24 protein-coding genes and 1 pseudogene are annotated in these 26,574 nt (G+C 64.3%); 19 read left to right on the top strand and 6 right to left on the bottom strand.

The window, feature by feature from the left end:
• The 3 genes and pseudogenes from AC3WJE_RS12740 to AC3WJE_RS12730 form a co-directional block, all read left to right on the top strand.
• Window positions 1-227 (top strand): annotated as a pseudogene (locus AC3WJE_RS12740) (hypothetical protein); the annotation flags it as partial.
• A gap of 191 nt (window positions 228-418) precedes the next feature.
• Entirely contained in the window at window positions 419-775 is a 357-nt protein-coding gene (locus AC3WJE_RS12735; RefSeq protein WP_493731177.1) for a DUF4431 domain-containing protein, read from the top strand.
• A gap of 421 nt (window positions 776-1,196) precedes the next feature.
• Window positions 1,197-2,687 carry a hypothetical protein gene (locus tag AC3WJE_RS12730; RefSeq protein ID WP_493731176.1) on the top strand — a complete coding sequence of 497 codons (1,491 nt, stop codon included), beginning with the start codon at window positions 1,197-1,199 and terminating at the stop codon, window positions 2,685-2,687.
• A 33-nt stretch (window positions 2,688-2,720) separates the two neighbouring features.
• On the opposite strand, the gene AC3WJE_RS12725 is transcribed toward AC3WJE_RS12730, so the two are convergent.
• The 4 genes from AC3WJE_RS12725 to AC3WJE_RS12710 form a co-directional block, all read right to left on the bottom strand.
• The gene (locus tag AC3WJE_RS12725; protein WP_493731175.1) at window positions 2,721-3,458 is read right to left on the bottom strand and encodes a hypothetical protein; all 738 of its coding nucleotides are present in this window, start codon (window positions 3,456-3,458) and stop codon (window positions 2,721-2,723) included.
• 97 nt (window positions 3,459-3,555) lie between these two features.
• Complete coding sequence (locus AC3WJE_RS12720; protein ID WP_493731174.1) at window positions 3,556-4,014, bottom strand: hypothetical protein; 459 nt, start codon at window positions 4,012-4,014, stop codon at window positions 3,556-3,558.
• Window positions 4,015-4,181: 167 nt separating this feature from the next.
• Window positions 4,182-5,432: an SGNH/GDSL hydrolase family protein gene (locus tag AC3WJE_RS12715; RefSeq protein WP_493731173.1), complete on the bottom strand. Its 1,251-nt coding sequence runs from the start codon at window positions 5,430-5,432 to the stop codon at window positions 4,182-4,184.
• A complete protein-coding gene (locus AC3WJE_RS12710; RefSeq protein WP_493731178.1) occupies window positions 5,432-6,640 on the bottom strand; it encodes an MFS transporter in 1,209 nt (402 codons plus the stop codon). Before AC3WJE_RS12710 ends, AC3WJE_RS12715 begins: the two co-directional genes overlap by 1 nt.
• A 127-nt stretch (window positions 6,641-6,767) precedes the next feature.
• On the opposite strand from AC3WJE_RS12710, the gene AC3WJE_RS12705 reads away from it, so the two are divergent.
• Both AC3WJE_RS12705 and AC3WJE_RS12700 read left to right on the top strand, forming a co-directional pair.
• Complete coding sequence (locus AC3WJE_RS12705; protein WP_493731172.1) at window positions 6,768-7,676, top strand: LysR family transcriptional regulator; 909 nt, start codon at window positions 6,768-6,770, stop codon at window positions 7,674-7,676.
• Between the two features lie 86 nt (window positions 7,677-7,762).
• The gene (locus AC3WJE_RS12700; RefSeq protein ID WP_493731171.1) at window positions 7,763-9,580 is read left to right on the top strand and encodes a DUF885 domain-containing protein; all 1,818 of its coding nucleotides are present in this window, start codon (window positions 7,763-7,765) and stop codon (window positions 9,578-9,580) included.
• 691 nt (window positions 9,581-10,271) lie between these two features.
• On the opposite strand, the gene AC3WJE_RS12695 is transcribed toward AC3WJE_RS12700, so the two are convergent.
• Together AC3WJE_RS12695 and AC3WJE_RS12690 are read right to left on the bottom strand one after the other, a co-directional pair.
• The gene (locus AC3WJE_RS12695) at window positions 10,272-11,906 is read right to left on the bottom strand and encodes a carboxylesterase/lipase family protein (protein ID WP_493731170.1); all 1,635 of its coding nucleotides are present in this window, start codon (window positions 11,904-11,906) and stop codon (window positions 10,272-10,274) included.
• Window positions 11,903-12,898 (bottom strand): alpha/beta hydrolase, encoded by a 996-nt coding sequence (locus AC3WJE_RS12690; RefSeq protein ID WP_493731169.1) that lies wholly within the window; start codon window positions 12,896-12,898, stop codon window positions 11,903-11,905. The genes AC3WJE_RS12695 and AC3WJE_RS12690 overlap by 4 nt, the downstream gene beginning before the upstream one ends.
• 161 nt (window positions 12,899-13,059) lie before the next feature.
• On the opposite strand from AC3WJE_RS12690, the gene AC3WJE_RS12685 reads away from it, so the two are divergent.
• From AC3WJE_RS12685 to AC3WJE_RS12620, 14 genes are all read left to right on the top strand, one after another.
• Window positions 13,060-13,878, top strand: coding sequence for a 2-keto-4-pentenoate hydratase (locus AC3WJE_RS12685; protein ID WP_493731168.1), 819 nt, complete (start codon window positions 13,060-13,062; stop codon window positions 13,876-13,878).
• A gap of 155 nt (window positions 13,879-14,033) precedes the next feature.
• Window positions 14,034-15,032, top strand: coding sequence for a TRAP transporter substrate-binding protein (locus AC3WJE_RS12680; protein WP_493731167.1), 999 nt, complete (start codon window positions 14,034-14,036; stop codon window positions 15,030-15,032).
• 8 nt (window positions 15,033-15,040) lie between these two features.
• Window positions 15,041-15,562, top strand: coding sequence for a TRAP transporter small permease (locus tag AC3WJE_RS12675; protein ID WP_493731166.1), 522 nt, complete (start codon window positions 15,041-15,043; stop codon window positions 15,560-15,562).
• Between the two features lies 1 nt (window position 15,563).
• On the top strand, window positions 15,564-16,847 hold the full coding sequence (locus AC3WJE_RS12670; RefSeq protein ID WP_493731165.1) for a TRAP transporter large permease: 1,284 nt from the start codon (window positions 15,564-15,566) through the stop codon (window positions 16,845-16,847).
• 193 nt (window positions 16,848-17,040) lie between these two features.
• Window positions 17,041-18,603 (top strand): family 43 glycosylhydrolase, encoded by a 1,563-nt coding sequence (locus AC3WJE_RS12665; RefSeq protein WP_493731164.1) that lies wholly within the window; start codon window positions 17,041-17,043, stop codon window positions 18,601-18,603.
• Between the two features lie 47 nt (window positions 18,604-18,650).
• Window positions 18,651-19,709 carry a LacI family DNA-binding transcriptional regulator gene (locus tag AC3WJE_RS12660; protein WP_493731163.1) on the top strand — a complete coding sequence of 353 codons (1,059 nt, stop codon included), beginning with the start codon at window positions 18,651-18,653 and terminating at the stop codon, window positions 19,707-19,709.
• Window positions 19,710-20,047: 338 nt separating this feature from the next.
• The gene (gene kduI / locus AC3WJE_RS12655) at window positions 20,048-20,902 is read left to right on the top strand and encodes a 5-dehydro-4-deoxy-D-glucuronate isomerase (protein WP_493731162.1); all 855 of its coding nucleotides are present in this window, start codon (window positions 20,048-20,050) and stop codon (window positions 20,900-20,902) included.
• Window positions 20,903-21,011: 109 nt separating this feature from the next.
• Window positions 21,012-21,770: a 2-dehydro-3-deoxy-D-gluconate 5-dehydrogenase KduD gene (kduD, locus tag AC3WJE_RS12650; protein ID WP_493731161.1), complete on the top strand. Its 759-nt coding sequence runs from the start codon at window positions 21,012-21,014 to the stop codon at window positions 21,768-21,770.
• 337 nt (window positions 21,771-22,107) lie between these two features.
• Complete coding sequence (locus AC3WJE_RS12645) at window positions 22,108-23,025, top strand: RHS repeat domain-containing protein (protein WP_493731160.1); 918 nt, start codon at window positions 22,108-22,110, stop codon at window positions 23,023-23,025.
• Complete coding sequence (locus AC3WJE_RS12640; RefSeq protein WP_493731159.1) at window positions 23,022-23,378, top strand: hypothetical protein; 357 nt, start codon at window positions 23,022-23,024, stop codon at window positions 23,376-23,378. The genes AC3WJE_RS12645 and AC3WJE_RS12640 overlap by 4 nt, the downstream gene beginning before the upstream one ends.
• A gap of 392 nt (window positions 23,379-23,770) precedes the next feature.
• A complete protein-coding gene (locus AC3WJE_RS12635; RefSeq protein WP_493731158.1) occupies window positions 23,771-24,151 on the top strand; it encodes a VOC family protein in 381 nt (126 codons plus the stop codon).
• Window positions 24,152-24,215: 64 nt separating this feature from the next.
• A complete protein-coding gene (locus tag AC3WJE_RS12630; protein ID WP_493731157.1) occupies window positions 24,216-24,683 on the top strand; it encodes a pentapeptide repeat-containing protein in 468 nt (155 codons plus the stop codon).
• Window positions 24,680-25,027 (top strand): DUF488 domain-containing protein, encoded by a 348-nt coding sequence (locus tag AC3WJE_RS12625; protein WP_493731156.1) that lies wholly within the window; start codon window positions 24,680-24,682, stop codon window positions 25,025-25,027. Before AC3WJE_RS12630 ends, AC3WJE_RS12625 begins: the two co-directional genes overlap by 4 nt.
• Window positions 25,028-25,530: 503 nt before the next feature.
• A complete protein-coding gene (locus AC3WJE_RS12620; protein WP_493731155.1) occupies window positions 25,531-26,526 on the top strand; it encodes a glycoside hydrolase family 53 protein in 996 nt (331 codons plus the stop codon).
• Window positions 26,527-26,574: the final 48 nt, after the last annotated feature.

Here is a 26,574-nt window from a genome sequence, read left to right as displayed (position 1 = left end):
CGCCAGCGGGATTTTCTGACGCGACCTCCTGTCGCGGCAGAAAACGACGCACATCCATGTGCGTCGCCCTTCGGGTTTTTCCCGCTGTCTCCGCCGCTGCGGATGGGGGCCCCGGGAAATTCAAAATCCAAGGCAACCGCAAAGGCAAAATCACGAGCAACGGCAACGGCAACGGCAACGGCAACAGCAACAGCAACAGCAACAGCAACAGCGGTCGTGGTCGCTGACTTCTCTTGGAGGGCTATGGCTTGTACGGCGCGGGAGCTGTCCGGTGCTGTGGTCCGCTCTGGAGGCTGTCATGTATCCGATGTGCCGGAGGTCTATGCTTGTTCGATCCCAGCCAATCCGCGTCTTGTCGATGAAAGTCCCGTTGCTGTTACTTGTTGCCTCCGTGGCAGTGATTGCTTCAGCCCCGGCGATGGCGCGCTCCTGCCTGCCGTACGGTCCGCTCAAGGTCACGCTGTCCGGGACGCTGGAGCGCAAGAGCTTGCCTGACGCAGCCGGCGTCGCCGATACGAAGTCCGGTGACCCGACCGCATCCGCGTTCTACTTGAAGTTACCCTCATCGCTGTGCGTGGCCGCGCCGGTCAACACACAGCAAGCCGCCCACGCCGAGGTGCGCGAGCTGCAACTGGTACTCGACCCCGCCCAGTCCGCGCATCTGTCGGGTGAAATGCATGAGACGGTGCGTTTGACCGGAACGTTGTCCGAGGGCACTACCAGCGCTCAGTCCACGCCGCTGTTGTTGCGGGTGGAAGCCATCGACGGCGACTGAACTCGTTGTTCCGCCATGGGCCGGATTGCACACTTTGATCGCTGGCCGTGCAGGCTGCACAGGTAGCGCCATCGTCACGCCTCTTCACGTGATGAGGCATGTGGGTGAGTCTGATGTTGAATCGTCCAGTGTTATTGCGATGCGCACATTACTCTCCGGAATGAGAGATTGAGGCTATGCTCCTGGCTCAGTTGGAATGAGCCAAACGGGAACGTGGCCCGGATCATCAGAGCCACGACCAGCATTCTTTCGCGCGGAAGCTGCCTGTAACTTCCGCGCGTATCTGGTTTTCCATCTGCAATCTATTCGGGCCTCCGGTTTGGCCCATACAGGCAAGCAACCGACTGTCGTCTTGCCATTCCCGCCGGATGGGAAAGCCCGACGCAAAAACTGGCTTCACGCCAAGGACAAGGAGCATCACATGCGTATCAAGGGACGCCTCAGCGTTTTTCTTTTCGCCATTTCCCTGTCGGCAACCACGGTTGCGACAGCATCTGGCCCTCCCGATCTGAGCGCCGGCAATAAAGGCGCGAAGGTCACCAAGCTGGAGGGGCCACAGATACAACGCGAACTGCAGCAACCCACGTGGTTGGGCAAGCAGCGTCAACAGATCCAGTCGGTACCCAGTGAAAGGCAACTCCAGCGCGCGCCTTTGCTCAGCTTCGGGACGCTGGAATACAAGCCGCTGGTTCCCGGTGATCACCAGTTGCTGGATGTCCCCACTCAGAAGGCCCAGCTCGCCAACATGACTGCGGCCAACTTCGTACCGCTTTGCCAGACGCTGGGCACCAATACCTACTACACGCTCAGCGGCGCCACGGCCGGAGGCGCGTACTGCTACCACTTCAAGGTGCCGGTCAAATCCAAGACCACCGTGGGCCTGATCGGGCAAAGTGCCGCCACCGACTTCGCGCTGTATCTGTTCAAGGACGACGGCGCCAACAACATCGACGTTGTTGGCGCCTCGGACAATCCTGGCAATGCCAATGAGGTGTTCCAGGTACTGACCGAGGCCGGTGACTACTACTGGTACATGGAAGCCAATGCCAGCGATGGCTCGGCCATCACCTTCGTTGCGCTTGTTGACGGCCCGGCGGATGACTACGAGATCAACGATACGGTGGAGCAGGCATACGCACTGCCTGACCGACTCAATGTCATCAGAGGCAATTCCGACAGCGCTTCGGATGTTGACTACTACCGGTTCACCGCGATCCGTGGTCAGAGCGTACGCATCAGCTTCTTGGGCCTGGATGGCGTTGCCGCAACCCGCTGGATTCTGGAGCTTTACAACGGCTCGCAGTGGGTCGCGCTCAATGCGGCGAACTACAGCGACGTGAACAACCTGCAACCCAATCAGGTGTTGTACGTCAGGGTAAGACCCAATCCCAATACGGCATGGAGTGCCAACGCCTGGTATCAGCTGACGTTTGGATCCCGACCGTCATTGAGTAGCTCGCAAGTCAGTGGCGAGTGGAATGTTCTGCGCATCCCCTACTCGGCCGATACCGCTTATGGATTCATGACGACCCAGGCCTATCGGGAGCTCAACTGGTCAAGCGCGTGGACCGACTCCACGGGGGCGCCGCTGGTGGGCGTGACGCCGATTCTTTACCTGATCAAACAGATGGTCCCGGGAACGAACACGTACGTCCCCTATAGTCTCTCCACCGGAAACTCCAACAGTGCATCCGGCACGGTCAATCTGGGGACCTGCTCGGGAGATTGGGTGACGGAGTTCGTCGACTACGACCTGGGCTATCGCAATGTCTGGCGTACCCAATACAACTATGGGCAGTGGCATTTGAAGCTCGCAGAAGCCCTTGATGTCGGCGTGGGAGGTTCCAACTCCCCGTACGTCACTTTCGGTCATCTGTGCAGGCAAACGCTGTTGAGCAGCACACGTACCTAGTGGTTGTGGTGAAGGGGCGGCTCGACCGCTCCTTCACCGATACGCCACCACCGACTGCGGCTGATACTCAGGAGTGCGCACCCAGTTGCTGCCATCCCATTTCAGCCAGCCATCAAAGCTCTTTTCGCCTTTCTGCCATAGCTGCGCGTCCCACTGTCCATCGAAACGCTGCTGGCCCGAACTCGCGTCGACGCCAAGCGCCTTGCCTAGATCGATCGTCTTGGCATAGTTGCTCAGGTCCAGCTGGAATTTTCCATATTCATACGCGGGACTGGCAGCGACGAACTCCATGTTGAGTTTCGCGAAGCTGTTGGCCGCTCCGACCAACTGCGACGAGGCATTCAAGGCGCTTTCCAGACGTTGAATCTGTTCCCTGTTCAACGCCCCGGTGTCGGTGGCTACCAGTTGCCCGTTCTGACCCACGCTGAAGCCGAAATTCTTGCCAGCGATGTCAGGTGCGGTGGTCGCAAGAGACTTCTGGAACTCGCTGTAGGCCGACTGCAAGGCGGTAAACGCGGTTCCGCTATCTTGGGAAATGGAGGACAAGGCGCGCGTAGCAACGCTGGAACTGGGCCGGCCGATTCTCTGATAGAGATCGAAAGTACCGTTGTCTTGCGGATCTTCGGAACTCGGGTGGTAGATCGCCGAGGCTTCGGTGGCGGGGGCTGTTTGCGCGACTACGGGTTGTGCGGATTCTCGCGATGCCTGCCCGGCAGCCGTGATCCGGGTTTGCCAAGCGGAAAGCACTGTCGACAGACCTCCGACTTCCATAGCAGTTCTCCTCCATAAGCCCAGCTCGGCTCTCGCCGGTGTAACGGCATGGAGGCGGAAAAATTTAGCTTTTCCTCGATCTTTGCCGCGAGAGGCCTCAACCGTTCCCAAGCTGGCTGAGGCGTTGCGCGCGTTCGGTGTAATCCACGTAGTCGCCTTCGATCGGGTCGTACCAGCGGATCGCGCCGTTGTGTTCGACGCGGAAGCGGTCGCGGACCGGACTGGTCTGCGGGTCGCCGGGGCAGCCGTCGCCGTGGCGTTCGCGTACGGCGATGTCGAAGCCGCCGCTGTCGTCGTTATCGTCGTCGCCTTCCAGCACGAACGCGCTGCAGGCGTCGGGGTAGACGCGGTCGTTCTGCAGGCGGGCGGCGAGCCGTTGCAGGGCCTGTTCGGCTTCGTGCATGCGGGCTTCGTGAATCGGGTCGTGCGGGGCGCTGACCAACGGGCGCGCGGGCACTTCGGGCGGCTGTGCGACCGGCGTCGCCGCGGCCTGCGGCTTGCAGGCCGACAGCAGCAGGAGCAATGCCGGCAGGGCACAGCGGCAGATCAACTTCATGGTGTTCCCTCAATCGACGGCAATTCCACCCGGCAGGGGTCGGGCGGCAAGTCCGGCGGTCGAGCCGCCGGATGCGCGCATTGTAGGGGCGTGTCGACGATAACTTCACGTGCCCGATCGCCCCGCGTCGGCCGGGGCGGTGAGTGGCCGAAAGCGGCCGATGCCCGTCAGTGGCGGTCGAGGCCGGCCAGGGTGTCGGCAACGCTGCGGGCCATGGCGGCGTAGCCCGCATCGCCCGGGTGCAGGTGATCGCCGGAGTCGTACCGCGGCTGCATGCGTGTGGGACGCGTCGGGTCGCGCAGCAATGCGTCGAAATCCGCCACCGCATCGAACTCGCCGCTGTCGCGGATCCAGCGGTTGACCGCCTGCCGGGCGCGTTCCTTGTCCGGCGTGTAGTAGCCGGTGATCGGGGCGTCGGACAGCGCGCCTTCGAACGGGGTCAGGGTGGCGCCGACGATGCGCACGCCGTGGGTGTGGGCGCGCGCGATCAACTGCCGGTAGCCGGCGATCAGCGCCTGTACGTCGACCGGGGCCGCGTCCGGCGCGAGCGGCGTGTGCGGCCAGCCGATGTCGTTGATGCCCATCATCAGCACGACGCTTTCCACGCCGGGTTGCATCAGCACGTCGCGGTCGAAGCGCGCCAGTGCGTTTTCGCCCATCAGGCTGCTCAGCACGCGCGCGCCGGAGATGCCGGCGTTGGCGACGGCGATGCCGCGCCCGGCGAGTGTACCGGCCAGGTAATCGGGCCAGCGATGATCGGTGCCGGGCGTGGAGCCGTTGCCGTCGGTGATCGAGTCACCGAGCGTGACGACCAGGCGTGGCGCGGCGGTCTCGACCTGGATCGCGGTCACGAACAACCGTACCTGCGCCGTGTCGGTTGGGGTGATCGAGGCGGCACCGGCGACATTGCCGTCGGCGAACCAGGCCTCCTGCAGGCCTTCCCAGTGGAAGGTGGCCGGCGGCGTCGGCTGCGGCAGGTACAGGCTGACCGCGATCCGCTCGCCATTGCCGAGCGGCAGCGCGATGGCGTCGCTGATCACCGCTGCGCCCGGTGGGACCGACACCGTCGGCTGGCCGGAGAACGTCAGTGCGTGATCGCTCTCCGCCGCGATCGCCGGGCCTTGCGCGGCCCGCGCGACATGCGCCGCGCCGATCAGCAGCGGCGCGCCACCGTATTCGTTCGACAGCACCACGCGGATGCGCGCGCCGCCGACGCTGACCGGCATGGTCTGGCGAACGGTCTGGTTCCAGAGGTGATACGGCAGTTTGGTCGGCAGCGGGAAATCCCCGTCCCAGCGCGGCTGCGGGCTGGAGTACCAGCTTGTGACCCAGTGTGGTTGTGTCGAAGCCGGCTGTGCCGTGGCGGCACACGGCAGCAGGCACAGCATCGTCAGTAACGCGCGAAGACGCGGGGACATCAGCTGACCTCCCGTGCGCATTCGGCCGGGCTCGCGGCGAGGGTATGGGCGGTGGCGGCACCCTCGCCACGCTCCAGCCGGATCGCCCACCACGCCACCAGCAATGCCGATGCCGGGATCAGCGCGCCAACCCAGGGCAGCACGGTCAAGCCGGCGCCGTGTGCGATCACCACACCGCCCAGCCATGCGCCCAAGGCGTTGCCCAGGTTGAAGGCACCGATGTTCAGGCTCGACGCCAGGCTCTGTGCGCCTTCCGCCTTCTGCAGCACCCACAGCTGCAGCGGCGAGACCGTGGCGAATGCCGCCGCGCCGAGCAGTCCACTGAACAGCACCATCGCCCAGCGGCTGTGCAGTGCGAAGCTCATCAAGCCCATCACCAGCGTCAGCGCCAACAAAGTGCCGAGCAGCGCTGGCCGCAGGCGACGATCGGCGAAGCGTCCACCGTACAGATTGCCGACAATCATGCCCACGCCGAATACCAGCAGGATCGGCGATACCGCCGCATCGGTGAAGCCGGTGATCTCGGTCAGCAGCGGCTGGATGTAGGTGTAGACGGTGAACATGCCGCCGAAGCCGAGCACGGTCATCAGCAACCCCAGCAGCACCTGCGGACGGATCACCGCCGCTACTTCCCGTCGCAACGACGGCGGTGCGTGTGCGGCACGGTCGTGCGGCACCAGGGTGGCGATCACCACGGTGGCGATGATGCCCACGACGGTCACCGCCCAGAACGTCGCACGCCAGCCGTAATGCAGGCCCAGCCACGCGCCGGCCGGCACGCCGAGCAGGGTCGCCACGGTCAGGCCGGTGAACATGATCGAGATCGCCGAAGCCTTGCGGTCCTCATCGACCAGCGAGGTCGCCACCACCGCGCCGACGCCGAAGAAGGTGCCGTGCGCCAGCGAGGTGATCACCCGCGCGATCATCAGCAACGTGTAGCTCGGCGCCAGCGCGCAGGCCAGGTTGCCGAGGGTGAAGATCACCATCAGCGCCACCAGCACAGTCTTGCGCGGCATCCGCCCGGTCGCCGCGGTCAGCAGCGGCGCACCGACGAACACACCCAGCGCGTAGCCGGAGATCAGCAGGCCGGCGCTGGCGATGGAGACGTGCAGGTCGGCGGCGACCTGCATCAGCAGGCCCATGATCACGAATTCGGTGGTGCCGATGCCGAAGGCGCCGGCGGTGAGGGCGTAGACGGCCAACGGCATGCGGCGCCGGCCGAGGGGCGTGGAGGACATGGGGCACATCCGGTTCGGGGAGGCCGAGCAGCCTGCGCCTTCCGAATTGGATGAAAAACGCCCAATATCGCGAAAGAATTTCAATGAAAAATTGATAATGGACCGGATCGGCGACCTCAACCTGTTCCTGCGGGTGCTCGACCTGGGCTCGATCAGCGCCGCCGCGCGCAGCCTGGACCTGTCGGTGGCGGTGGCCAGCCAGCGCCTGAAGCGGCTGGAGCGCGAGCTGGGCGTGCGCCTGCTGCACCGGACCACGCGCCGCCTGCACCCGACCCAGGAGGGCGAAGCCCTGGCCGAGCGCGGGCGCGTGCTGGTGCAGGAGCTGGAGGCGCTGAGCGACGGCCTGCGCGAGGGCGCCCAGGGCGTGTCGGGTACCTTGCGGGTGACGATGTCGGCCTCGTTCGGCCGGCAATACATCTCGTCGCTGCTGCCGGAGTTCCAGGCGCTGCATCCGGGCGTGCGGATCAGCGCGCACCTGAGCGACGACCTGGTCGATCTGGTCAAGGAGGGCTTCGATCTGGCGATCCGGATCGGCGCACTGGACGACTCCGGGCTGGTCGCGCGCCGCATCACCGACAACCATCGGGTGCTGTGCGCCTCGCCGGATTACCTGCGCCGCCACGGCACGCCGCTGACGCCGGCCGACCTGGCCGGGCATGCCGGCGTGCTGCTGATGGGGCGCGACGGTCGCCAGGACGTGTGGACGCTGACCACGCCGGACGGCAGCACGGTCAAGGTGCGGATGGAGAGCCGCTTCGAGAGCAACTTCGGCGAACTGCTGCGCGATGCGGTGCTGGCCGGCCAGGGCATCGCCGTGCACTCGCTGTGGCACATCGTCGAGGATCTGCGCGCCGGACGCATGGTCGCGCTGCTGCCCGACTACCCGCCGCCGACGACCCAGATCAGTGCCGTGATGCCGGCGCGGCGCCTGCAGCCGCCACGCGTGCGCAGCTTCGTCGATTTCCTGATCCGGCATCTGGGCGAATCGCCGCCGTGGCAGCGCTGAGCGCTGCTCTACGATGCGGGATCACGGGTTTCTTGCGGGATGACGCGCCTCTAATATCGACGCAGCCCCTTCTTCGAGGAGATCCCATGCACCTTCCGCTCCGACCGCTTGCCCTCAGCCTTGCTCTGTCCACCGCGCTGTTGACCGGCGGTGCGCATGCAGCGACCGTCGCCGCCGTGCCAGGTGCCACCACCGCGCCAGCGCAATCGATCAGCGCATTCTTCGCCGAGTTCAGCGACGCGTGGATGCGCCGCCAGCCTTCGGCCTCGACCGGGAGCCGCTATTTCGACGGTGCCGAACAGGCACGGCTGGACCGCCAGCTCACTCCGATGACCGCCGCGTTCGATCACCAGAGCGCAGCCCTGGCGCGGCAGGGCCTGGCGAGGCTGGCCAGCTTCGATCGCCATGCGATGAGCGATACCGAGCGCGTATCGGCCGAGCTGATGCAATGGCAGTTGCAGGCGATCGTCGATGGCGAGAAGTACATCGACCACGATTTCCCGCTGCAGCAGATGAATGGTGCCAACGTGCAGTTGCCCAACCTGATGACGGTGGTGCATCCGCTCGCCAATGCACAGGATGCGGCCAACTACATCGCGCGGCTGGGGCAGTTCCAGACGCGCATGGGCGAGGCGGTGCAGCGCGCCAGGGACAGCGCCGCCAAGGGCATCCTGCCGCCGCGCTTCATCCTCGATGAAACCATCGGCCAGATGCGCCAGTTCATAGCGTCGGCGCCGGCACAGAATCCGCTGGTGACCACGCTCGATACCAAGCTGCAATCGGCGCAGGGCATGGATGCCGCGCAGCGCAAGGCACTCGTCGCGCAGGCCACGCGCATCGTTGCCGCGCAGGTGTATCCGGCCTGGCAGCAGGCGATCGTGACGCTGGAAATGCAGCGCGGCAAAGCCAACGATGACGCCGGCGCGTGGCACCTGCCGGACGGCGATGCGTATTACCGCTACCAGCTGCGTCGCTACACCTCGACCGATTTGAGCCCGCAGCAGATCCACGAGATCGGCCTGCACGAGGTGGCGCGCATCGAAGGCGAGATGGACCGCATCCTCAAATCGATCGGCCGCGACCAGGGCAGCGTGCAGGAGCGCATCGCCCAGTTGGAGAAGGACCAGGCGTATGCGAACGACGATGCGGGTCGCAAGGCGATCATGGCCGACATCGACGGCATGATCGCCGATGCGCAGAAGCGTTCGGCCGCACTGTTCGACATCGTGCCCAAGAGCGAGGTGATCGCGCGCCCGTACCCGGAATTCCGCTGGAAGAGTGCGGCCGCCAGCTACACCGCGCCGCCGCTGGACGGCTCGCGTCCCGGCGTGTTCCAGATGCCGCTGCGGCCGGAGCGTCTGACCCGCTTCGGCCTGCGCACGCTGGTCTACCACGAGACCGTGCCGGGCCATCACTTCCAGATCGCGTTGTCGGTGGAGAACAAGGACGTGCCCAAGTTCCGCCAGACCCGCGCGTTCGGCGGCATCTCCGCTTTCAGCGAGGGCTGGGCGTTGTATGCCGAGCGTCTGGCGGCCGAGAACGGCTGGTATGAGGGCGATCCGACCGGCCTGCTCGGGCAGCTCGACGCCGAGCTGTTCCGCGCGCGCCGGTTGGTGGTCGACACCGGCCTGCATGCGATGAAGTGGACGCGCCAGCAGGCGATCGACTACGGCATCGAACGTTCGGAAGTGGATCGCTATGTGGTGTTTCCGGGGCAGGCGACGTCGTACAAGATCGGGCAGTTGGAGATCATCCGGTTGCGTGACAAGGCGCGGGCTGCGCTGGGGGATCGGTTTGATCCGCGGCAGTTTCATAACCGGGTGTTGTTGACGGGGACGGTGCCGTTGCCGCTGTTGGAGCGGGAGGTGGATGCCTGGGTGGCGCAGGTGCGGGCTGAGGGTTGAAGGGGTTCTGTTGGATGCTGGGTGGTGAGGGGGCGGACCACGCTTCTTCGCCGCCATCCCCGCTGTCCTTCTACCGTCGTCCCCGCGTAGGCGGGGACCCAGCGACTTTCACGCCATCTCTCTACCGTCATCCCCGCGAATACGGGGATCCGGTGACTTCCGCGCAATCTATCTATCGTCATCCCCGCGAACGCGGGGATCCATGGACGTTGCTTGTTGGGTTTGACGTTGCGGCGACAGCAACGGCAACCGCAACTGCAAAGGCTTTCGCTCCTTCGGAGCGAGTTACCTTTCTTTGCTTGTGCAAAGAAAGGTAACCCAAAGAAAGCACACCCCGCCTACGCGCCCTTCGCTGCGCTGCGGGTCCGCGGAGCCGACGGGATTTTCTGACGCGACGTCCTGTCGCGGCAGAAAACGACGTGCATCCATGCACGTCGCCCTACGGGTTTTTCCCGCCGTATCCGCCGCTGCGGCAGGGGCCCCGGGAAAGTCAAAGTCAAAGGCAAAATCAGGAGCAACAGCAACAGCAAAGCTGCCTGACGACGACTATCGATTCGACCTAGGCCGTTTCGGACGTCATGAACTTGTAGGAGCGGCTTCAGCCGCGATGAGGCTCTCCCGGTAATACCCCATCGCGGCTGAAGCCGCTCCTACGGGTAACGGGGACCACAACGATTCGGGTCGAAGTGCCCTAAAACGTCCCACGCTGTACGAACGGCACCTGCGCATACAGCCTGCGTTCGCCGCCACGTGGATCGTTCTCCAGGTGGCTGGCATCGTCGAACACCATCGTTTCGCGGTGCTCCAGCGAATAGGGCTTCCATGCTGGCAAGCCGGCATGATTCGGGTCGCCAGCGCGTGCGAACGCAAGCAACGCGTCGCTCATCGCATCGGCCATCTGTTGTGCATCTGGACCATCGCCGGTGCGGGCGCCGGGCTGGCGGATGTTGTCGAACACCAGCGGGATATCGAGGGTGTGGAAGGCGCGCAAGCGTGCGTCGGCGCCGTCGCGTGCGTACCAGTCCAACTGATACGCCCAGGTCGGGGCGCCCTGGCGTGCGCGAGCCTCCAGCTCCTCGATCGCGCCGCGCCAGGAGCGGCCGGCGGTGGTGGCGGCGAAGAACACATCCGAGGGCGTGTAGTGCGGATACAACCTGCGGTACTCGGCGATCACGACGTGCGGCAGCAGGTCGACGTATTGCTGTGCTTCCAGCTTGGCCGGCAGTTCGTCCCAGCCCAGCGTGAAGTTGCTCGCGTCGTTGCCCAGGAAGGCACGGGTTTCATCGTGGGTGTTGCCGATCACCATCGGGATCGTGCGCGATGGTTCCGGTGCGGTCGGCCAGAACGGATGCGCTGGCAGCGCACGTGCATCGAGTACCGGGCCGAGATAGAGGGAGGTGCTTTCCGCACGCGAGGGATCACGGATCTGCGTGGTTTTCAGCAGCTCCGCGACCGCCAGCTTACGCAGCTTGCCGATATCGCCCGGCGCGATCTTCAGCGCGTCCAGCACCAGTTGCGCGCGCTGTGTAGCGGCACGCGGGCCGCACGCGGTCACCTGTTGGCCGCTCATGGTCCATGCGTGGTGGAACAGGCCTTTCGCTGCCGGCATCGCCATCAGCGTGGCGATCTTGGCGCCGCCGCCGGACTGGCCGAACAGGGTGACGTTGCCGGCGTCGCCGCCGAATTCGTCGGCGTGTTCGCGTACCCAGTGCAACGCGGCGATCAGGTCGAGCTGGCCGACGTTGCCCGAGTCGGCGAACGAGGCATCGCCCAGCTGCGCCAGGTACAGATAGCCGAACAGGTTGAGCCGATGGTTGACGGTGACTACCACTACGTCGCCGCGTCGGCACAGGTTGATGCCGTCGTAGAGCGGATCGCTGCCGGAGCCGTTGTTGTAGGCACCCCCGTGGATGTAGACCAGGATCGGCCGCTTGCGTGCGTCGCGCAGGCCCGGGGTCCATACGTTGAGGAACAGGCAGTCCTCGCTGGAACCTTCGTCGGCCTTGCCCTGTGGCGCGGCGGCGCCGTAGGCAAGCGCCTCGCGCACGCCGCGCCAGGGGATTTCCCGGCGCGGCGGCTGGAAGCGATAGGCGGCGGTATCGGCACCGTAGGGAATGCCCTTGAACACCTGCACGCCGCGCTCGCTGTAGCCGCGGATGCGGCCACTGCGCACGCGGGCGAGCGGCGCGGCCGATGCGCCTGCTGCTGGCACGGCATGTGCGGCGCCGGATTGCAGCACGCCGAGGCCGAGCGCGAGCCCGCTGAGCGCGGTGCCGCGCAGGAAGTCGCGGCGGCTTCCGTCGCGACTGGTCGCGTCATCGCTCATTTCGCCGATGCCTTTTCGACGCTGTTGATCCAATCCAGCGCCAGCCGCGGCCATGCGGCAGCGGTCAACCCCACCGTGCCGCGCACGCCGAAGCCGTGACCACCCTGCGGGAACAGATGCATCTCGCCTGGTACACCGGCCTGCACCAGTGCCTGGTAATAGAGCAGGCTGTTGTCCACCGACACCACCTTGTCGTCCTGCGCGTGCACCAGGAAGCTCAGCGGTGTCGCAGCCGTCACCTGATCCTGCATCGAGAACTGCCGTTCCAGCGCCGGATCGGGATGGCGCCCCAGCAGCCGTTCGCGCGAGCCGGTATGCGCATGCGCGCCCATGTCGATCACCGGATAGATCAGCAGCGAGAAATCCGGGCGCGCGCTCTGCGCATCGATCGCATCGCGATGCGGATACACCGGCAGGTCGAAGCCGGTGCTCAGGCGCGCGGCGACATGGCCGCCGGCGGAGAAACCGATCACGCCGATGCGCTGCGGGTCCAGCTGCCAGCGCTTGGCCTCGCTGCGGATCAGGCGCAATGCGCGCTGTGCATCGGCCAACGCGGCCTGACGATCATCGCGTCCGGCCGGCAGCCGGTAGCGCAGCACGAACAGGGTCACCCCGGCCTGATCGGCGAACGCCGGCGCCAGTGAGCTGCCTTCCTTGTCCAGCACCACGCGCACATAGCCACCGCCGGGAATCACCAGCAAGCCGGTGCCGTTGGGATGGGCCGGGCGATACACCACCAGATACGGCGCGCTGACGTTGTCGATGTAGCGGTCAGGCAGCGCCGGATCGGCGCTGCGCTCGATCACGTTCGGCACGCTGTCTGGGCCGGACTCGCCGGGCACCTGGCCGGTCGGCCACAGCGCGATGCGGTTGGCCGCGCCGGGCGCCGGTTCGCTGTCCGGCACGCTGCGTTCGGCGGCCTGCAGCGGGAGCGTGGGGCTGGCGATCAGCAGCCCGGCGAGCAATAACGAGACAAGCATGGGACGAGGCATTGGCAGGCGTCCTTCTGGATGGTCCGGAGACGGAATCGTGCCTGAGCAGTGACGGCTTTGCCGCACTGCACATTGTCAATGACACCGGTTTACCATATACAACGTCCAACGCCACTGTCGATGGGCAGTGCAGCACACCGTCAGACTCCAGGAGGAACCCTTTGAACCACGACGCCGGCAAACAGGACTCGCCTCCACCCGCGCTGTCCGGGATCGCGCAACGCTTCGTCCAGGCACGACGCGAAGGCCGGTCCCTGCCCGATTTCCCCGGGGATATCCCGGCCGATCTGGAAACCGCCTACCAGGTGCAGGACCTGGCGATCGCGCAATGGCCCGACCAGGTGGTCGGCTGGAAGGTCGGCTACATCGCTGCCGAGCGCCGCGATCACTCCGGTGACGAGCGCCTGCTCGGCCCGATCTTCGCGCGTGCGCTCTGGAATGCTACCGGTAGCATTGTCGAGTTCCCGGTGTTCGTCGGCGGCTTCGGCGCGGTCGAGGCCGAGTACGTGCTGCGCCTGGACGCCGATGCGCCGGCCGACAAGCTGCACTGGACTCCGGAGGAAGCCGCGACCGTGCCGGCCACGCTGTTCATCGGCGTGGAGATCGCCAGCAGCCCGCTGGCCACGATCAACCAGCTCGGCCCGCGCGTGGTGATTTCCGATTTCGGCAACAACAACGGCCTGATCCTGGGGCCGGAAATCAGTGACTGGCAGGCGCGCGATGAGCAGTCGCTGCGCGCGCAGACCTTGATCGACGGCGAGATGGTCGGCACCGGTGGCGCCACGCTGCTGCCGGGCGGGCTGCGCACCGCGTTCGCGTTCGCGCTGGGCCGCTCGGCGCGGCGCGGCCGGCCGCTGAAGCGTGGCGATCTGATCGCCACCGGCAATGCCACCGGCATCCACGACATCGAGGTCGGCCAGTTGGCGACGATCCGGTTCGAAGGCCACGGCGAAATCCAGTGCCGGGCAGTGCCTGCGTAGCGCGGGGCCTGTGCTTGCACCCCCTTTTCGGGGCTCCGCCAGGCTTTCTTCGGAAGGCTCCAGCCGAGCCCCGAGAAGCGATGCAAGCACAAGCCCGGCGCTACGAGGTCGGGGTTTCTTGTCCAGAATCAGTGAGCACAGCGCGGAGGGCGCGAATGATCACGCGTAGAGGTTTCATCGGCGCCGGCTTCGGTGTCGCACTGGCCGCGCCGCTGGGCGCGGCCAAAGCCATCACCCAGGTGCCGGGCGGCCAGCTGCTGACCGCCACCGATGTGCACGTATCCGACTACCCCACTGTCGAGGCGGTGCGCTGGATCGGACAGACGCTGGAACGCCAGACCGGTGGCCGGCTCAAACTGCGCATGTACCACGCCGGCCAGCTCGGGCGCGAGGCCGAGGCGATCGACATGGCGCGCTTCGGCGCGATCGACATCACCCGCGTCTACTCGGGCGCGCTCAACAACGCGTTCCCGCTGACCCAGGCGCTGTGCCTGCCCTACACCTTCGACTCGGTCGCGCACATGCGCCGGGCGATGGATGGCGATGTCGGCGAGACCGTGCTGCGCGGCTTCGAAGCACGCGGCCTGGTCGGCCTGGCGATCTACGATTCCGGCGCGCGCTGCTTCTACAACACCAAGCATCCGATCGTGGAGCCGCGCGATCTGCACGGTCTGAAGCTGCGCGTGGCCAACTCGGACATCTTCCTGCAGATGATGCGCATGCTCGGCGCCAACCCGACGCCGATGTCGCTGGGCGAGACTTTCTCGGCGATGGAGACGCACATGATCGATGGCGCCGAGAACAACATGCGCAGCTTCCAGTCCAGCCGCCATTTCGAGGCCGCGCATTACTGGTCGCAGAGCGAGCATTCCTACGCGCCGGACGTGCTGGTGATGTCGAGGGACTCGTTCCAGGCGCTGTCGCCGGCCGATCGCGAACTGGTGGTGGAAACCGCGCGCCAGTCGGTGCCGGTGATGCGCCAGTTGTGGGACACCTCCGAAGACGCCGCGCGCAAGGCCGTGCTCGACTATGGGGTCAAGAGCAACGCGGTCGACATGCCGGCCTTCCACAAGGCGGTCGCGCCGCTGCTGGCCGAGTACAGCCGCAAACCCGAGATCGCACCTCTTTACCGTCGCATTCGCGACCTCGCTTGAGTTTAGCCATGACCGAGACCGAGACCCCCGTCGCGGCCAGTGCAGCGCAACGCGCGCTGGATCGTTTGGCCGACATCGCCATCACGCTGGCCGCCACCGCCCTGATCGGGTTGGTGATCGTGCAGGGCTGGCAGGTGTTCACCCGTTACGTGCTCAATGATTCGCCGAGCTGGACCGAACCGGTCACGCTGCTGTTGCTCAGCACCGCGATGAGCCTGGGCGCCGCCGCCGGTGTGCACACCAATCGCCATTTCGGCTTCTTCCTGCTGGCAGAGCACGTGCATGGCGGCGTGCGCCGCGTGATCGACGTGATCTCGCCGCTGGTGATCGCACTGCTCGGCGCGGTGATCAGCTACTGGGCCGCGCGGTTGTTCGCAGACGGGCTGGACATCAAGATCGCCGGCGCACCGCTGCCGCAGAGCATCAACTACCTGCCGTTGTGCATCGGCGGCGCGCTGATGGTGGTGTTCGCCGCCTATCGCCTGCTGCTCGCGTTGCGCCCGGCCACCGCGATCGAGGGAACCCGCTGACATGGCCATCACCATCCTCTTTGCGATGTTCGCACTGCTGCTGTTGATCGGCGTGCCGGTTGCCTATGCGCTGGGCGCGGCGGCGCTGGCGACGCTGCTTTACCTCGATCTGCCCAGCGTGGTGCTGGTGCAGCAGATTTCCGCCGGCAGCGGCTCGGCCTCGTTGATCGCGATCCCGCTGTTCATCTTCGCCGGCGAGATCATGATGCGTGGCGGTATTTCCGAGCGCCTGATCGCGCTGGCGGCCTCGCTGGTCGGGCGCATGCGTGGTGGCCTGGGTCAGGTCAGCGTATTGTCCTCGCTGTTCTTCGGCGGCGTATCCGGTTCGGCGATCGCCGATGTCTCGGCGGTCGGTGGGACGATGATCCCGCAGATGGTCAAGCGCGGTTACGACCGTGATTTCGCGGTCAACGTCAGCATCACCGCCGCGCTGGTGGCGCTGCTGGTGCCGCCTTCGCACAACCTGATCCTGTTCTCGGCCGCGGCCGGCGGCGGGTTGTCGATCGCCGACCTGTTCGCGGCCGGCATCATCCCGGCGCTGTTGATGACGCTGGCGATGATGATCACCGGCTATATCGTGGCGCGCCATCGTGGCTACGGCGTGGAGCCGTTCCCCGGGATGCGCGCGGTGCTGCTGCGACTGATCGCGGCGCTGCCGGGTCTGGGTCTGGTCGCATTGATCTTCATCGGCATCCGCGCCGGCATCTTCACCGCGGTGGAGAGCGCGGCGATCGCGGTGGTCTACGCGCTGCTGGTCACCACGGTGCTGTATCGCCAACTACGCTGGAAGGAGTTCTTCGCCACGGTCACGCATGCGGCGCGCACCACCGGCGTGATCCTGTTCGTGATCGCCACCGCGGCGGTGTTCGGTTGGCTGCTGGCGTATCTGCAAGTGCCGGTGGCCGCAGTGGAGTTCCTGCAGTCGTTCGCGCACAGCAAGATGATGGTGCTGCTGATGATCGTGCTGCTGTTGCTGCTGCTGGGCACGTTCATGGATCTGGCGCCGATGATCCTGATCTGCACGCCGATCTTCCTGCCGGTCGCCAAGGCCTATGGCATCGACCCGATCCACTTCGGCCTGGTGCTGGTGCTGACCGGTGGCCTCGGCCTGGTGACGCCGCCGGTGGGCTCGGTGCTGTTCATCGGCACCGCGATCGGCAAGATCACCATCGCCCAGAGCATGCGCACGATCTGGCCGTTCTGGCTGGCTGCGCTGGCGGTGCTGCTGGTGGTGACGTTCTTCCCGCAGCTGTCGCTGTGGCTGCCGGCGGTGCTGCGTAGCTGAAGCGCGGCAGTTCCGCCGTTGTAGGAGCGGGGGGGGGGGGGGGGGGGGGGGGGGGGGGGGGGGGGGGGAGGGGGGGGGGGGGGGGGGGTANNTACGTCCCCCCCCCCCCCCCCCCCCCCCCCCCCCCCCCCCCCCCCCCCCCCCCCCCCCCCGCTCCTACAAGGAAACAAACCGGATTCTTGGAGAAAGCACCATGCGAAACCCGATCCTGTGGCTGCTGCTCGCCGCACTCGTCAGCACCAGCGCGCATGCCACCGAATGGCGGCGCGGCATCGAACACCAGCGCATCGCCGATCTCGGCGATGGCACCTTCCTCAATCCGGTGCTGGCCGGCGACCATCCCGATCCGTCGGTACTCAAGGACGGTGACGATTACTACCTGACGCTGTCCTCGTTCGACGCCTATCCCGGCCTGCCGCTGTGGCACTCGCGCGATCTGGTGAACTGGCAGCCGATCGGGCATGCGATCCGGACCAACGTCGGCGCGATCTGGGCACCGGACCTGATCAAGCATGACGGCCGCTACTACATCTACTTTCCGGCGCGTCGTGCCGAGACCGGCGCGCGCAGCAACTTCGTGGTCTGGGCCGACACCATCAACGGGCCGTGGAGCGAGCCGATCGACATCGGCCTGGGCAAGTACATCGATCCCGGCCACGCGGTCGGCGAGGATGGCAAGCGCTACCTGTTCCTGAGCGGTGGCGACTATGTGCAGCTGTCCGATGACGGCTTGAAAGTGGTCGGCACACCGAAGCACGTCTACGACGGCTGGAAGTACCCCGAAAGCTGGGACGTGGAGGGCTATTCGCAGGAAGGCCCCAAGATCACCCATCACAACGGCTGGTACTACATGACCACCGCGGTCGGCGGCACCGCCGGCCCGCCGACCAGCCACATGGTGATCACCGCGCGCTCGCGTTCGATCCACGGACCGTGGCAGAACGCGCCGAACAACCCGATCACGCGCACCGTCAGTCGCGACGAGCCGTGGTGGTCGCGTGGCCACGCCACGCTGGTGGAGGGCACCGATGGGCGCTGGTGGATGCTGTACCACGGCTACGAGAACGGCTATTGGACGCTGGGCCGGCAGGCGCTGCTCGATCCGATCGAGTGGACCAAGGACGGTTGGTTCGTTGCCAAGGGCGGCGATCTCGGCAAGCCCTTGAAGAAGCCCAGTGGCGAGGCCGTGCCGCACGGCCTGGCGCTGTCGGACGAATTCAGCAGCGGCAAGCTTGGTCCGCAGTGGTCGTTCTTCGACCCGGCCCGCGACGAGTACGCCCGGCTCTCGTTCGGCGATGGCGCGATGACGCTGCAGGGCAAAGGCAGCCAGCCGCGCGACAGCTCGCCGCTGACCCTCACCGCGACCGATCCGGCCTACCAGTTCGAGGTCGAGATGGAGATCGAACCGGGCGCGCAGGCCGGCGCGCTGTTGTTCTACAGCGACCGGCTGTATGCCGGCGTCGGCAGCAACGGCGAGAGTTTCATCATGCACCGCTATGGCGAAGAGCGGCCGACCACGCTGGCGCCGAGCACCCAAGGCGGCCGGCTGTGGCTGCGCGTCACCAACAACCGCCACGTCGTCACCATCCACAGCAGCCGCGATGGCAAGCAGTGGACCAAATACCCGGTGCAGATGGAGGTCTCCGGCTACCACCACAACGTCGCTGGCAAGTTCCTGGCGCTCAAGCCGGCGATCTATGCCGCCGGCAACGGCAAGGTGCACTTCCGCCATTTCCGCTACCGTGCATTGGATTGACCGTCGCTACCGCTAAAATTCCTTTTCATTCGACCGATTCCACCACCATGCCGCGCAAGAAAGCCGAAGAGCCCATGTCCGGCCTGCCCAAGGGCAAGGTGGCGACCATCAACGACATCGCCAGGTTGTCCGGCGTGTCGAAGAAGACCGTCTCGCGGATCATCAACAACTCGCCGCTGGTGCGGCAGGACACCCGTGAGAAGGTCGAAGCGCTGATGCGCGAGGTCGGCTACGCGCCCGACCCGCTTGCGCGCGGGCTGGCGTTCCGCCGCTCGTTCCTGATCGGCATGGTGTACGACAACCCCACCGCGCAGTACATCGTCGACATGCAGTACGGCGCGCTCGACGCGCTGCGCGGCTCCAGCTTCGAGCTGGTGGTGCATCCGTGCGACACCCGCAGCCCCGGCTACATCGAGGGCGTGCGCCGCTTCGTGCAGGCGCACAAGCTGCACGGCGTGATCCTGGTGCCGCGTGCCTCGGAAGACCAGGCGCTGGCCGACATGCTCGCCGAGATCGGCTGCCGCTACACCCGCATCGCCTCGGTGGCGCTGGACACCACCTCGCAGACGGTGATCACCCACGACCGCGACGGCGCCGCCGAGGCCGCCGACTACCTGCTCTCGCTCGGCCATCGCGACATCGCGCTGGTGACCGGCCCGAGTGCCTACCGCTCCTCGATCGAGCGCACCGGCGGTTTCGTCGATGCGCTGCAGCGGCGCGGGATCGAGCTGCCGCCGCAGCGCGTGGTCGAGGCCGGCTACACCTTCGAATCCGGCGTGGCCGCGGCCGAGAAATTGCTGCTCGGCAGCAAGCAGCGCCCGACCGCGATCTTCACCGGTAACGACGAAATGGCCGCCGGCATCTACAAGGTCGCTCTGCGCGCCGGCATCAGCATCCCGCGCCAGCTCTCGGTGATCGGCTACGACGACAGCTCGCTGGCCTCGCGGCTATGGCCGCCGCTGACCTCGGTGCGCCGCCACACCCGCGACACCGGCCGCACCGCCGCGGCGATGCTGATCCAGCCCGACGGCACCCCGATGCTGCCGACTGCCAGCGTGCGTCCGCATCTGATCGTGCGCGACTCTTGCCAGCCGCCGGAAGATTGAAGGCGTTCCAGCTGGTGGTTGCGAAGGTATTGCCAAGCCAGGAAAGGTCCAAACAACGCACGTCATTCCCGCGAAAGCGGGAATCCAGGGACGTTGTTTTTCAGTGCCTTGACGTCCATGGATGATCAGCCATTCGGCTGCCGAAAAGCTTCTCCCGCTTTCGCGGGAATGACATGCAAAAGCGCGCCAGTTCACCCTTCTTCCGGCACTGAGCCTCAGCACAGCCATCACCATTTCGCCCCACCTTGCACCGCAAAATGACACCGGTTTCCAAAACCCATTAGAATCCCCTCCGACCCCCGCGGGACGCGTCTTCGCCCCGCCCACCGGAGAGCCCGATGTCCCTGTACTGCAAGACCCATTACGCCACCCATCCCGACGCCATCAAGGGCGCCAGCAACGACGAGCTGCGCGATCTGTATCTGCTCGATGGGCTGTTCGCCGATGGCCAGGTCGTCCTCAAGTACACCCACTACGAGCGCTTCGTGCTCGGTGGTGCCGCGCCGACCACCGCGCCGCTGGCGCTGCCCAAGCAGACCGAGCCGGCGTCCGCTGCCGGTCATCCGTTCCTGGAGCGCCGCGAGCTGGGCGTGATCAACGTCGGTGCCGGTACCGGCAGCGTGACCGTGGACGGCACTGTCTACACGCTGGGGCCGAAGGACGGCCTGTACGTGGCGATGGGCAGCACCGAGGTGGTGTTTGCTTCCGCCGACGCCGCCAATCCCGCCAAGTTCTACCTGGCCTCGACCCCGGCGCACGCGCGCTTCGAGACCAAGCAGCTGTCGATCAAGGACGCGGTCGCGCTGGATCGCGGCGCGCTGGAGACCAGCAACGAGCGCACCATCTACCAGTACATCGTGCCGGCTACCTGCCAGTCCTCGCAGCTGCTGCTGGGCCTGACCGTGCTCAAGCCGGGCAGCGTCTGGAACACCATGCCGCCGCATCTGCACGATCGCCGCAGCGAGGTCTATTTCTACTTCGATCTCGGCCAGAACGATCGCGTCTATCACTTCATGGGCGAGCCGGAAGCGCAGCGCCACATCGTCATCAAGAACGACGAAGCCGTGGTCTCGCCACCGTGGTCGATCCACATGGGCGCCGGCACCTCCAACTACGCCTTCATCTGGGCGATGGGCGGCGAGAACCTGGACTACACCGACATGCACGTGCTGGACATCTGCCAGCTCAAGTAACCGCCGTAGAGCGGAGCTTGCTCCGCTGCCTCTTTGCACCGCTTCGACAGGCAAGCCGCCGGGTACGCCCGGCGCTACGACACCATCTGCGTCAATCGAGGGAATTCGCATGGCAAACAACCCATTCAGCCTGGAAGGCAAGGTCGCGCTGGTCACCGGCGCCAACACCGGCCTGGGCCAGGGCATCGCATTGGCACTGGCCGCGGCTGGCGCGGACATCGCCGGTGCCGGGATCGTCCACGCCACCGAGACCGAGGAGAAGGTCAAGGCGCTGGGCCGCCGCTTCCTCAACATCGAGGCCAACCTGATCACCGTCGAGCCGGTGCAGCGCGTGCTTGACGAGACGCTCGCCGGCCTTGGCCGCCTCGACATCCTGGTCAACAACGCCGGCCTGATCCGTCGTGCAGACGCAGTGGATTTCAGCGAGAAGGACTGGGATGACGTGATGAACGTCAACATCAAGTCGGCCTTCTTCATGAGCCAGGCGGTGGGTCGCCACTTCATCGCCCAGGGCAGCGGCAAGATCATCAACATCGCCTCGATGCTGTCGTTCCAGGGCGGCGTCCGCGTGCCGTCGTACACCGCCAGCAAGAGCGGCATCGCCGGTATCACCCGCCTGCTCGCCAACGAGTGGGCCGGCAAGGGCGTGAACATCAACGCGATCGCACCGGGCTACATGGCCACCGACAACACCGCGCAGCTGCGTGCCGACGAAGACCGCAGCAAGGCGATCCTCGACCGCATCCCGGCTGGCCGCTGGGGCAACCCGAGCGACCTCGGCGGTGCGGCGGTATTCCTGGCCTCGTCGGCTGCCGATTACATCAACGGCGCGATCATCCCGGTCGACGGTGGCTGGCTGGCGCGCTGATCGAGCGCAGATGTGGACCCCTCTTCCATCGGGAGAGGGGTTGTAGCGAGGGCACGTACCGGATCACGGTACTCAGCCGCATTTCCCCCTGACCAAGCCGATTCGCGGGCTTTCATTGACAGGGCAGTTCTCGGGAATTCCTCCGCATGTCGGTGTCCGTTGCTTGGACGAAGTCGCCCGCTTCCTTCGAACAGCACGTGTACGCCGCGGCAGGCAGGTGAAAAAGCGTAGGCCACTCTATTGGCGTATCCGTTCTCCGCTGAGCGATGGCCTATGTACCCGCGCGGAATTCCCTTTAAGATCACGATCGTCTGATAGGTGATTAGGGGGCAGTGAAATGCGCGGGTTATTTCGTATTTTTATTTCAGTCTTGGCGCTGGGTTTGACGGGTGATGCGGTGGCGCAAACGGTGGAATATATTCACACGGATGCGCTTGGTTCAATTGTCGCTGTGACCGATGCTAATGGGGGCGTAATCGAGCGCCGGGAATACGAGCCATACGGAAGCCAGCTGTCGCCTGCAATTCAGGATGGTCCTGGATATACGGGCCATGTTCAGGACGCGGCGACAGGGCTCGTCTATATGCAACAGCGCTACTACGATGCTGCTATTGGCAAAATGCTGAGTGTCGATCCGGTCACGGCTTACGAGAAGCCGACAACCAATTTCTGCCGCTACTGTTATGCCAAAAATAATCCTTATCGCTTCACAGACCCGGACGGGAGAGACAGTGTTGGTGAAATGATTGAAGCCAATGCTATGGCTGCAGCGTCAAGCGGCAATGGCCTAGCAACATATGGATGGGCATTTGCTGGCGCAACGTGGAAAACTTTCGGCGCAGAGAACATCAGCCAGATTGCAGACAAGGGTTTGGGGGGCTCGTCCACTGGAGAGAAGTTGGGTGCCGTTTTTGAGGCGGCTTCCGTCATTCCTGTGGGTAAGCTTGCTGGTGAGGCTGGAGCTGCTATCAAAGGTGGAATCGAGCTTACCGCGGAACAGACAAAGAATGTCGAACGATTTGCTTCAAAATTGCCTGCCAATGCCAAGGAGACTGTAACGTTAAAGGAGCTGCCGAATGGAGGTGTTGCGGCTCAAGGTACCTCAGCTGGGCGGGTTCCCGGTTCGTCTGCTGTTTACGAAAAGCAAATCGACTCAACAGGTAACACCCTTCAGTATACAAAAACGACCTATGATCCCGCGGGGAATATAGTAAATGTAAAGGATAAAATTACGGGGGCGGAGTATAATCCATGATCGAAAAATACGAGGCGCGCTTATTGGTCGTTTCTGATTTGCTTGTTATGGCACGCCCGCTGAAAGATATTGAGAATGAGCTTGCTGAATTCAACTGGGATTATGAAGGGGATGGTATTGAACTCAGACCTCAGCATCTGCGTTTGGTTCTGGAGCGCTTTTTGGAAGGGAAGCTTACCGCTGCGGAAGTAGAGAAGTGGGCGAACTTGATAGAGATGCGAGAAGATGTGGCTATTAAGGGAGTGGTACAAGAGAAGATGGAGGATGTGCTGCACGAACTTGCCAACCCACTACTCACGCAACCACTTGATCGCACTCGTGCGAGCGAGCTTTTCGATGCATTAGTGATCTGAGGCCCTAGCCTTTACAGGGGTCGCCAACGGCCCTACGCCATGTAAGGCCGTGCCCCAAACCTGTTCGGAATCCGCAGCACCGCGGCTTTCAGGCCGAGCAACGTTGCTCGTAAGGTGATCGCTGGTGGCCCGGGCGATTGCACCACGTACAGGCCGTTGAAAGCGTGGTGAATGTTGCTCTTGTCGGCTGAGTCGGGTGGTTCGTGAGCTCGTAGTGGCAAAGGAACCACTGGGTTTTCAGGCACGCTGGTATCCGTTTCGGTGTCCGTTCCACGGACTAGTTCAAGACCAGCAAGGCAAGTCGCCGAAGCCTGGCGTATGGTGATGCCCGATTGTTCCAGGCCCGTCTGACCTGGACGTCGCCTCCATTCCGTCAATCGGCGAGAGATGTCATGCACCATTCCCGACTTTGCGCACTGCTCATCGACTGCAACACCGCGGATATCGACCAGGCCGCCAACTTCTGGGCGGAAGCGCTCGGCCGCCCCGTGGACCCGGATCATCCGGGCACTCGCGGCAATTACCGGATGCTCGAAACACCGCAAGACGAGCCCGTCGTCCAGATCCAACGTGTCGATCACGAGAGCAGGGTTCACATAGACATCGAAACCGATGACATTCCCGCCGAGGTGGCTCGCCTGGAAAAACTGGGCGCTACCGTTGTCAACCGGATGGAACGGTGGACCGTCATGCAGGCACCCACCGGGCAGCGTTTCTGCGTGGTCCGGATACAGCGTCCTGGGTTTCCCAAGAATGCGACACGCTGGGCCTGAGTCAGACCACGCGCAGGTGGATTACCATCACCGTAAAAATTGATCCAACGGATTCTGGAAGCCAATGATAAAAATAACGTTCGAAACGGGAGAGCAAATCAACTTAAGCATTGATAGCCTGGAGTTTGCAGACCTGAGTGGTATGGAGCTTCATCGAGCCTTATTTGCGAACCAGAGGCTCGCAGGGACCAAGTTTGTGGGCGCAGACCTTCGTAACGCGCTATTCGATGGTGCAGACATGCAAGCTTGTGATCTACGACAGGCTCGTTTGATGAACGCCCTGCTTGTACGCGCCGATTTGAGAAGTTCCGATCTTCGGGACTCTATCTTGGTAGGGGCCGTTCTGGATGGCGCTGATCTAAGGGGGGCTGATCTGAGCGGGGCTGATATTGGATTTTCGAGCTTCAAGGGCGCTGATGTTCGTGGGGCCAAAATGCTGTGTGAAAGAATATTTGAGGCGGATATGAGCGACATCATTCGCGACGCCGATACGGTGTTCCCTGAAGGATTCAAGCCAGCGACGACCCAATGACGGTTTCCCTCAAACGTGTCTACGAACCGGCGGCCGCGAGCGACGGCAAGCGCGTTTTCGTCGAGCGCCTCTGGCCGCGCGGGATGACCAAAGAGGCCGCCGGGATCGATCTGTGGTTGAAGGACATTGCACCGTCCCCCGCACTGCGCACATGGTTCGGGCACGAGCTCGATAAGTGGGACGAGTTCCAGGCGAAGTACCGCGCCGAACTCGAAGGCAGCCCGGAGTTGGCGGAGTTGCAGGCGCTTGTGCGCCAGGGACATGTGACGCTGCTCTACGCGTCCAGGGATGAGCGACACAACAGCGCGCTCATCCTCAAGCGGGTTCTTGACGGAGCGGTGTAACCGGCTCCGCTTTATGCTGCCAGCGACCCGGCACGCGCCATGGAATTTTCGTTTTTCATCGATGCAGAAGCCGCTTGATCGGTATCGACCATGCCGTGAATTTTTGCTGCGTCGCAGCTTCACTCCCCGGCATGAAGACCTGCATACAGCTGGGTATTTCCACACCACATAGCTCTGACCCAACAATTCATTTGTGCGGCTCGAAGGGCGTTCCTACTCTCGCCTCGTAGCGATGGACATGACGGCGCGTGCGCGCCGTATTCCGCCCCGGCAGGATCCCTGACCGGATGAGAAGCGCATTGGGAGGCGGCAGGTTTTTGTGCATGGAAGTACTGCGCGAGTGGAGGCTTCGCGCAGTCGCGACTGTATGTACCACGTGTATGTACCAAACGAACGATCCGTGAAATCCATCGTGCAGGCCGCCGGCCCTGCGCCGCGCAGCGGCGTATCCGGACCGGCCCGATCGATGCCGTGTTCAAAACCAATCTGGGGAGGGATTTCTCATGCGTTTTTCGAAGATGATCAAGGTTGCCTGGTTGTTGGCGTTGCCGTTGGTATTCCAGGCCGGCTCGGCGATGGCTCAGTTCGCCAAGGGCGCGGACGTGAGCTGGATAAGCCAGGAAGAGTCGAGCGGTTATGTGTTCCGCAATGCGTCGGGCGTGCAGACCGATGCTTTCACGCTGTTGAAGAACAGTGGCATCAATGCGGTGCGTCTGCGTGTGTGGGTGAATCCGTCCGGCGGCTGGTGCGATGGCGCGGACACGCTCTACAAGGCCAAGCGTGCGGCGGCGCAAGGCATGCGCATCATGATCGACTTCCACTACAGCGACTCCTGGGCCGATCCGGGCCAGCAGACCAAGCCGGCGGCGTGGACCAGTCACGCCGGCTCGACGCTGGTCAACGACGTGTACACGCACACCTACGGCATCCTGAACTACCTCAAGTCCAACGGCATCACCGTGAGCTGGGTGCAGGTGGGCAACGAGATCAACAGCGGCCTGCTGTGGCCGGACGGCAAGGTCAACAACTTCAGCACGATCGCCAATCTCATCAACAGCGGCTACAACGCGACCAAGGCGGTGTACCCGAACGCGCCGGTGATCGTGCACCTGGCCAACGGTTATGACAATGCGGTTTTCCGCTGGTTCTTCGACGCGTTCAAGGCCGCCGGCGGCAAGTGGGACGTGGTCGGCATGTCGCACTATCCGGCCGCGAGTTCGTGGCAGACGAGCAACAGCCAAATCAATACGAACATGCAGGACATGGTGTCGCGCTACGGCAAGCCGGTGATGGTGAGCGAAGTGGGCATGGACTGGCAGCAGGCCAGCACGTCCTACTCGATGCTGGTCGATCTGATCGCCAAGAACAAGGCGCTCGGCTCGAATGGTCTCGGCGTTTTCTACTGGGAGCCGCAGGGATATCCGGGCTGGCAGGGCTATACGATGGGTGCGGTCAATGCCAGCGGCCAGTTCACTCAGGCGATGAATGCTTTCAACTGAGGTGGCTTGATCCACGGATGAAACAACGAGGCCCGCAATCGCGGGCCT

This window comes from Pseudomonas sp. GW821-FHT07E12, assembly GCF_058986605.1.
The sequence above is the reverse complement of the archived record's forward strand: the minus strand, read 5'-3'. Positions and strand labels throughout refer to the sequence as shown.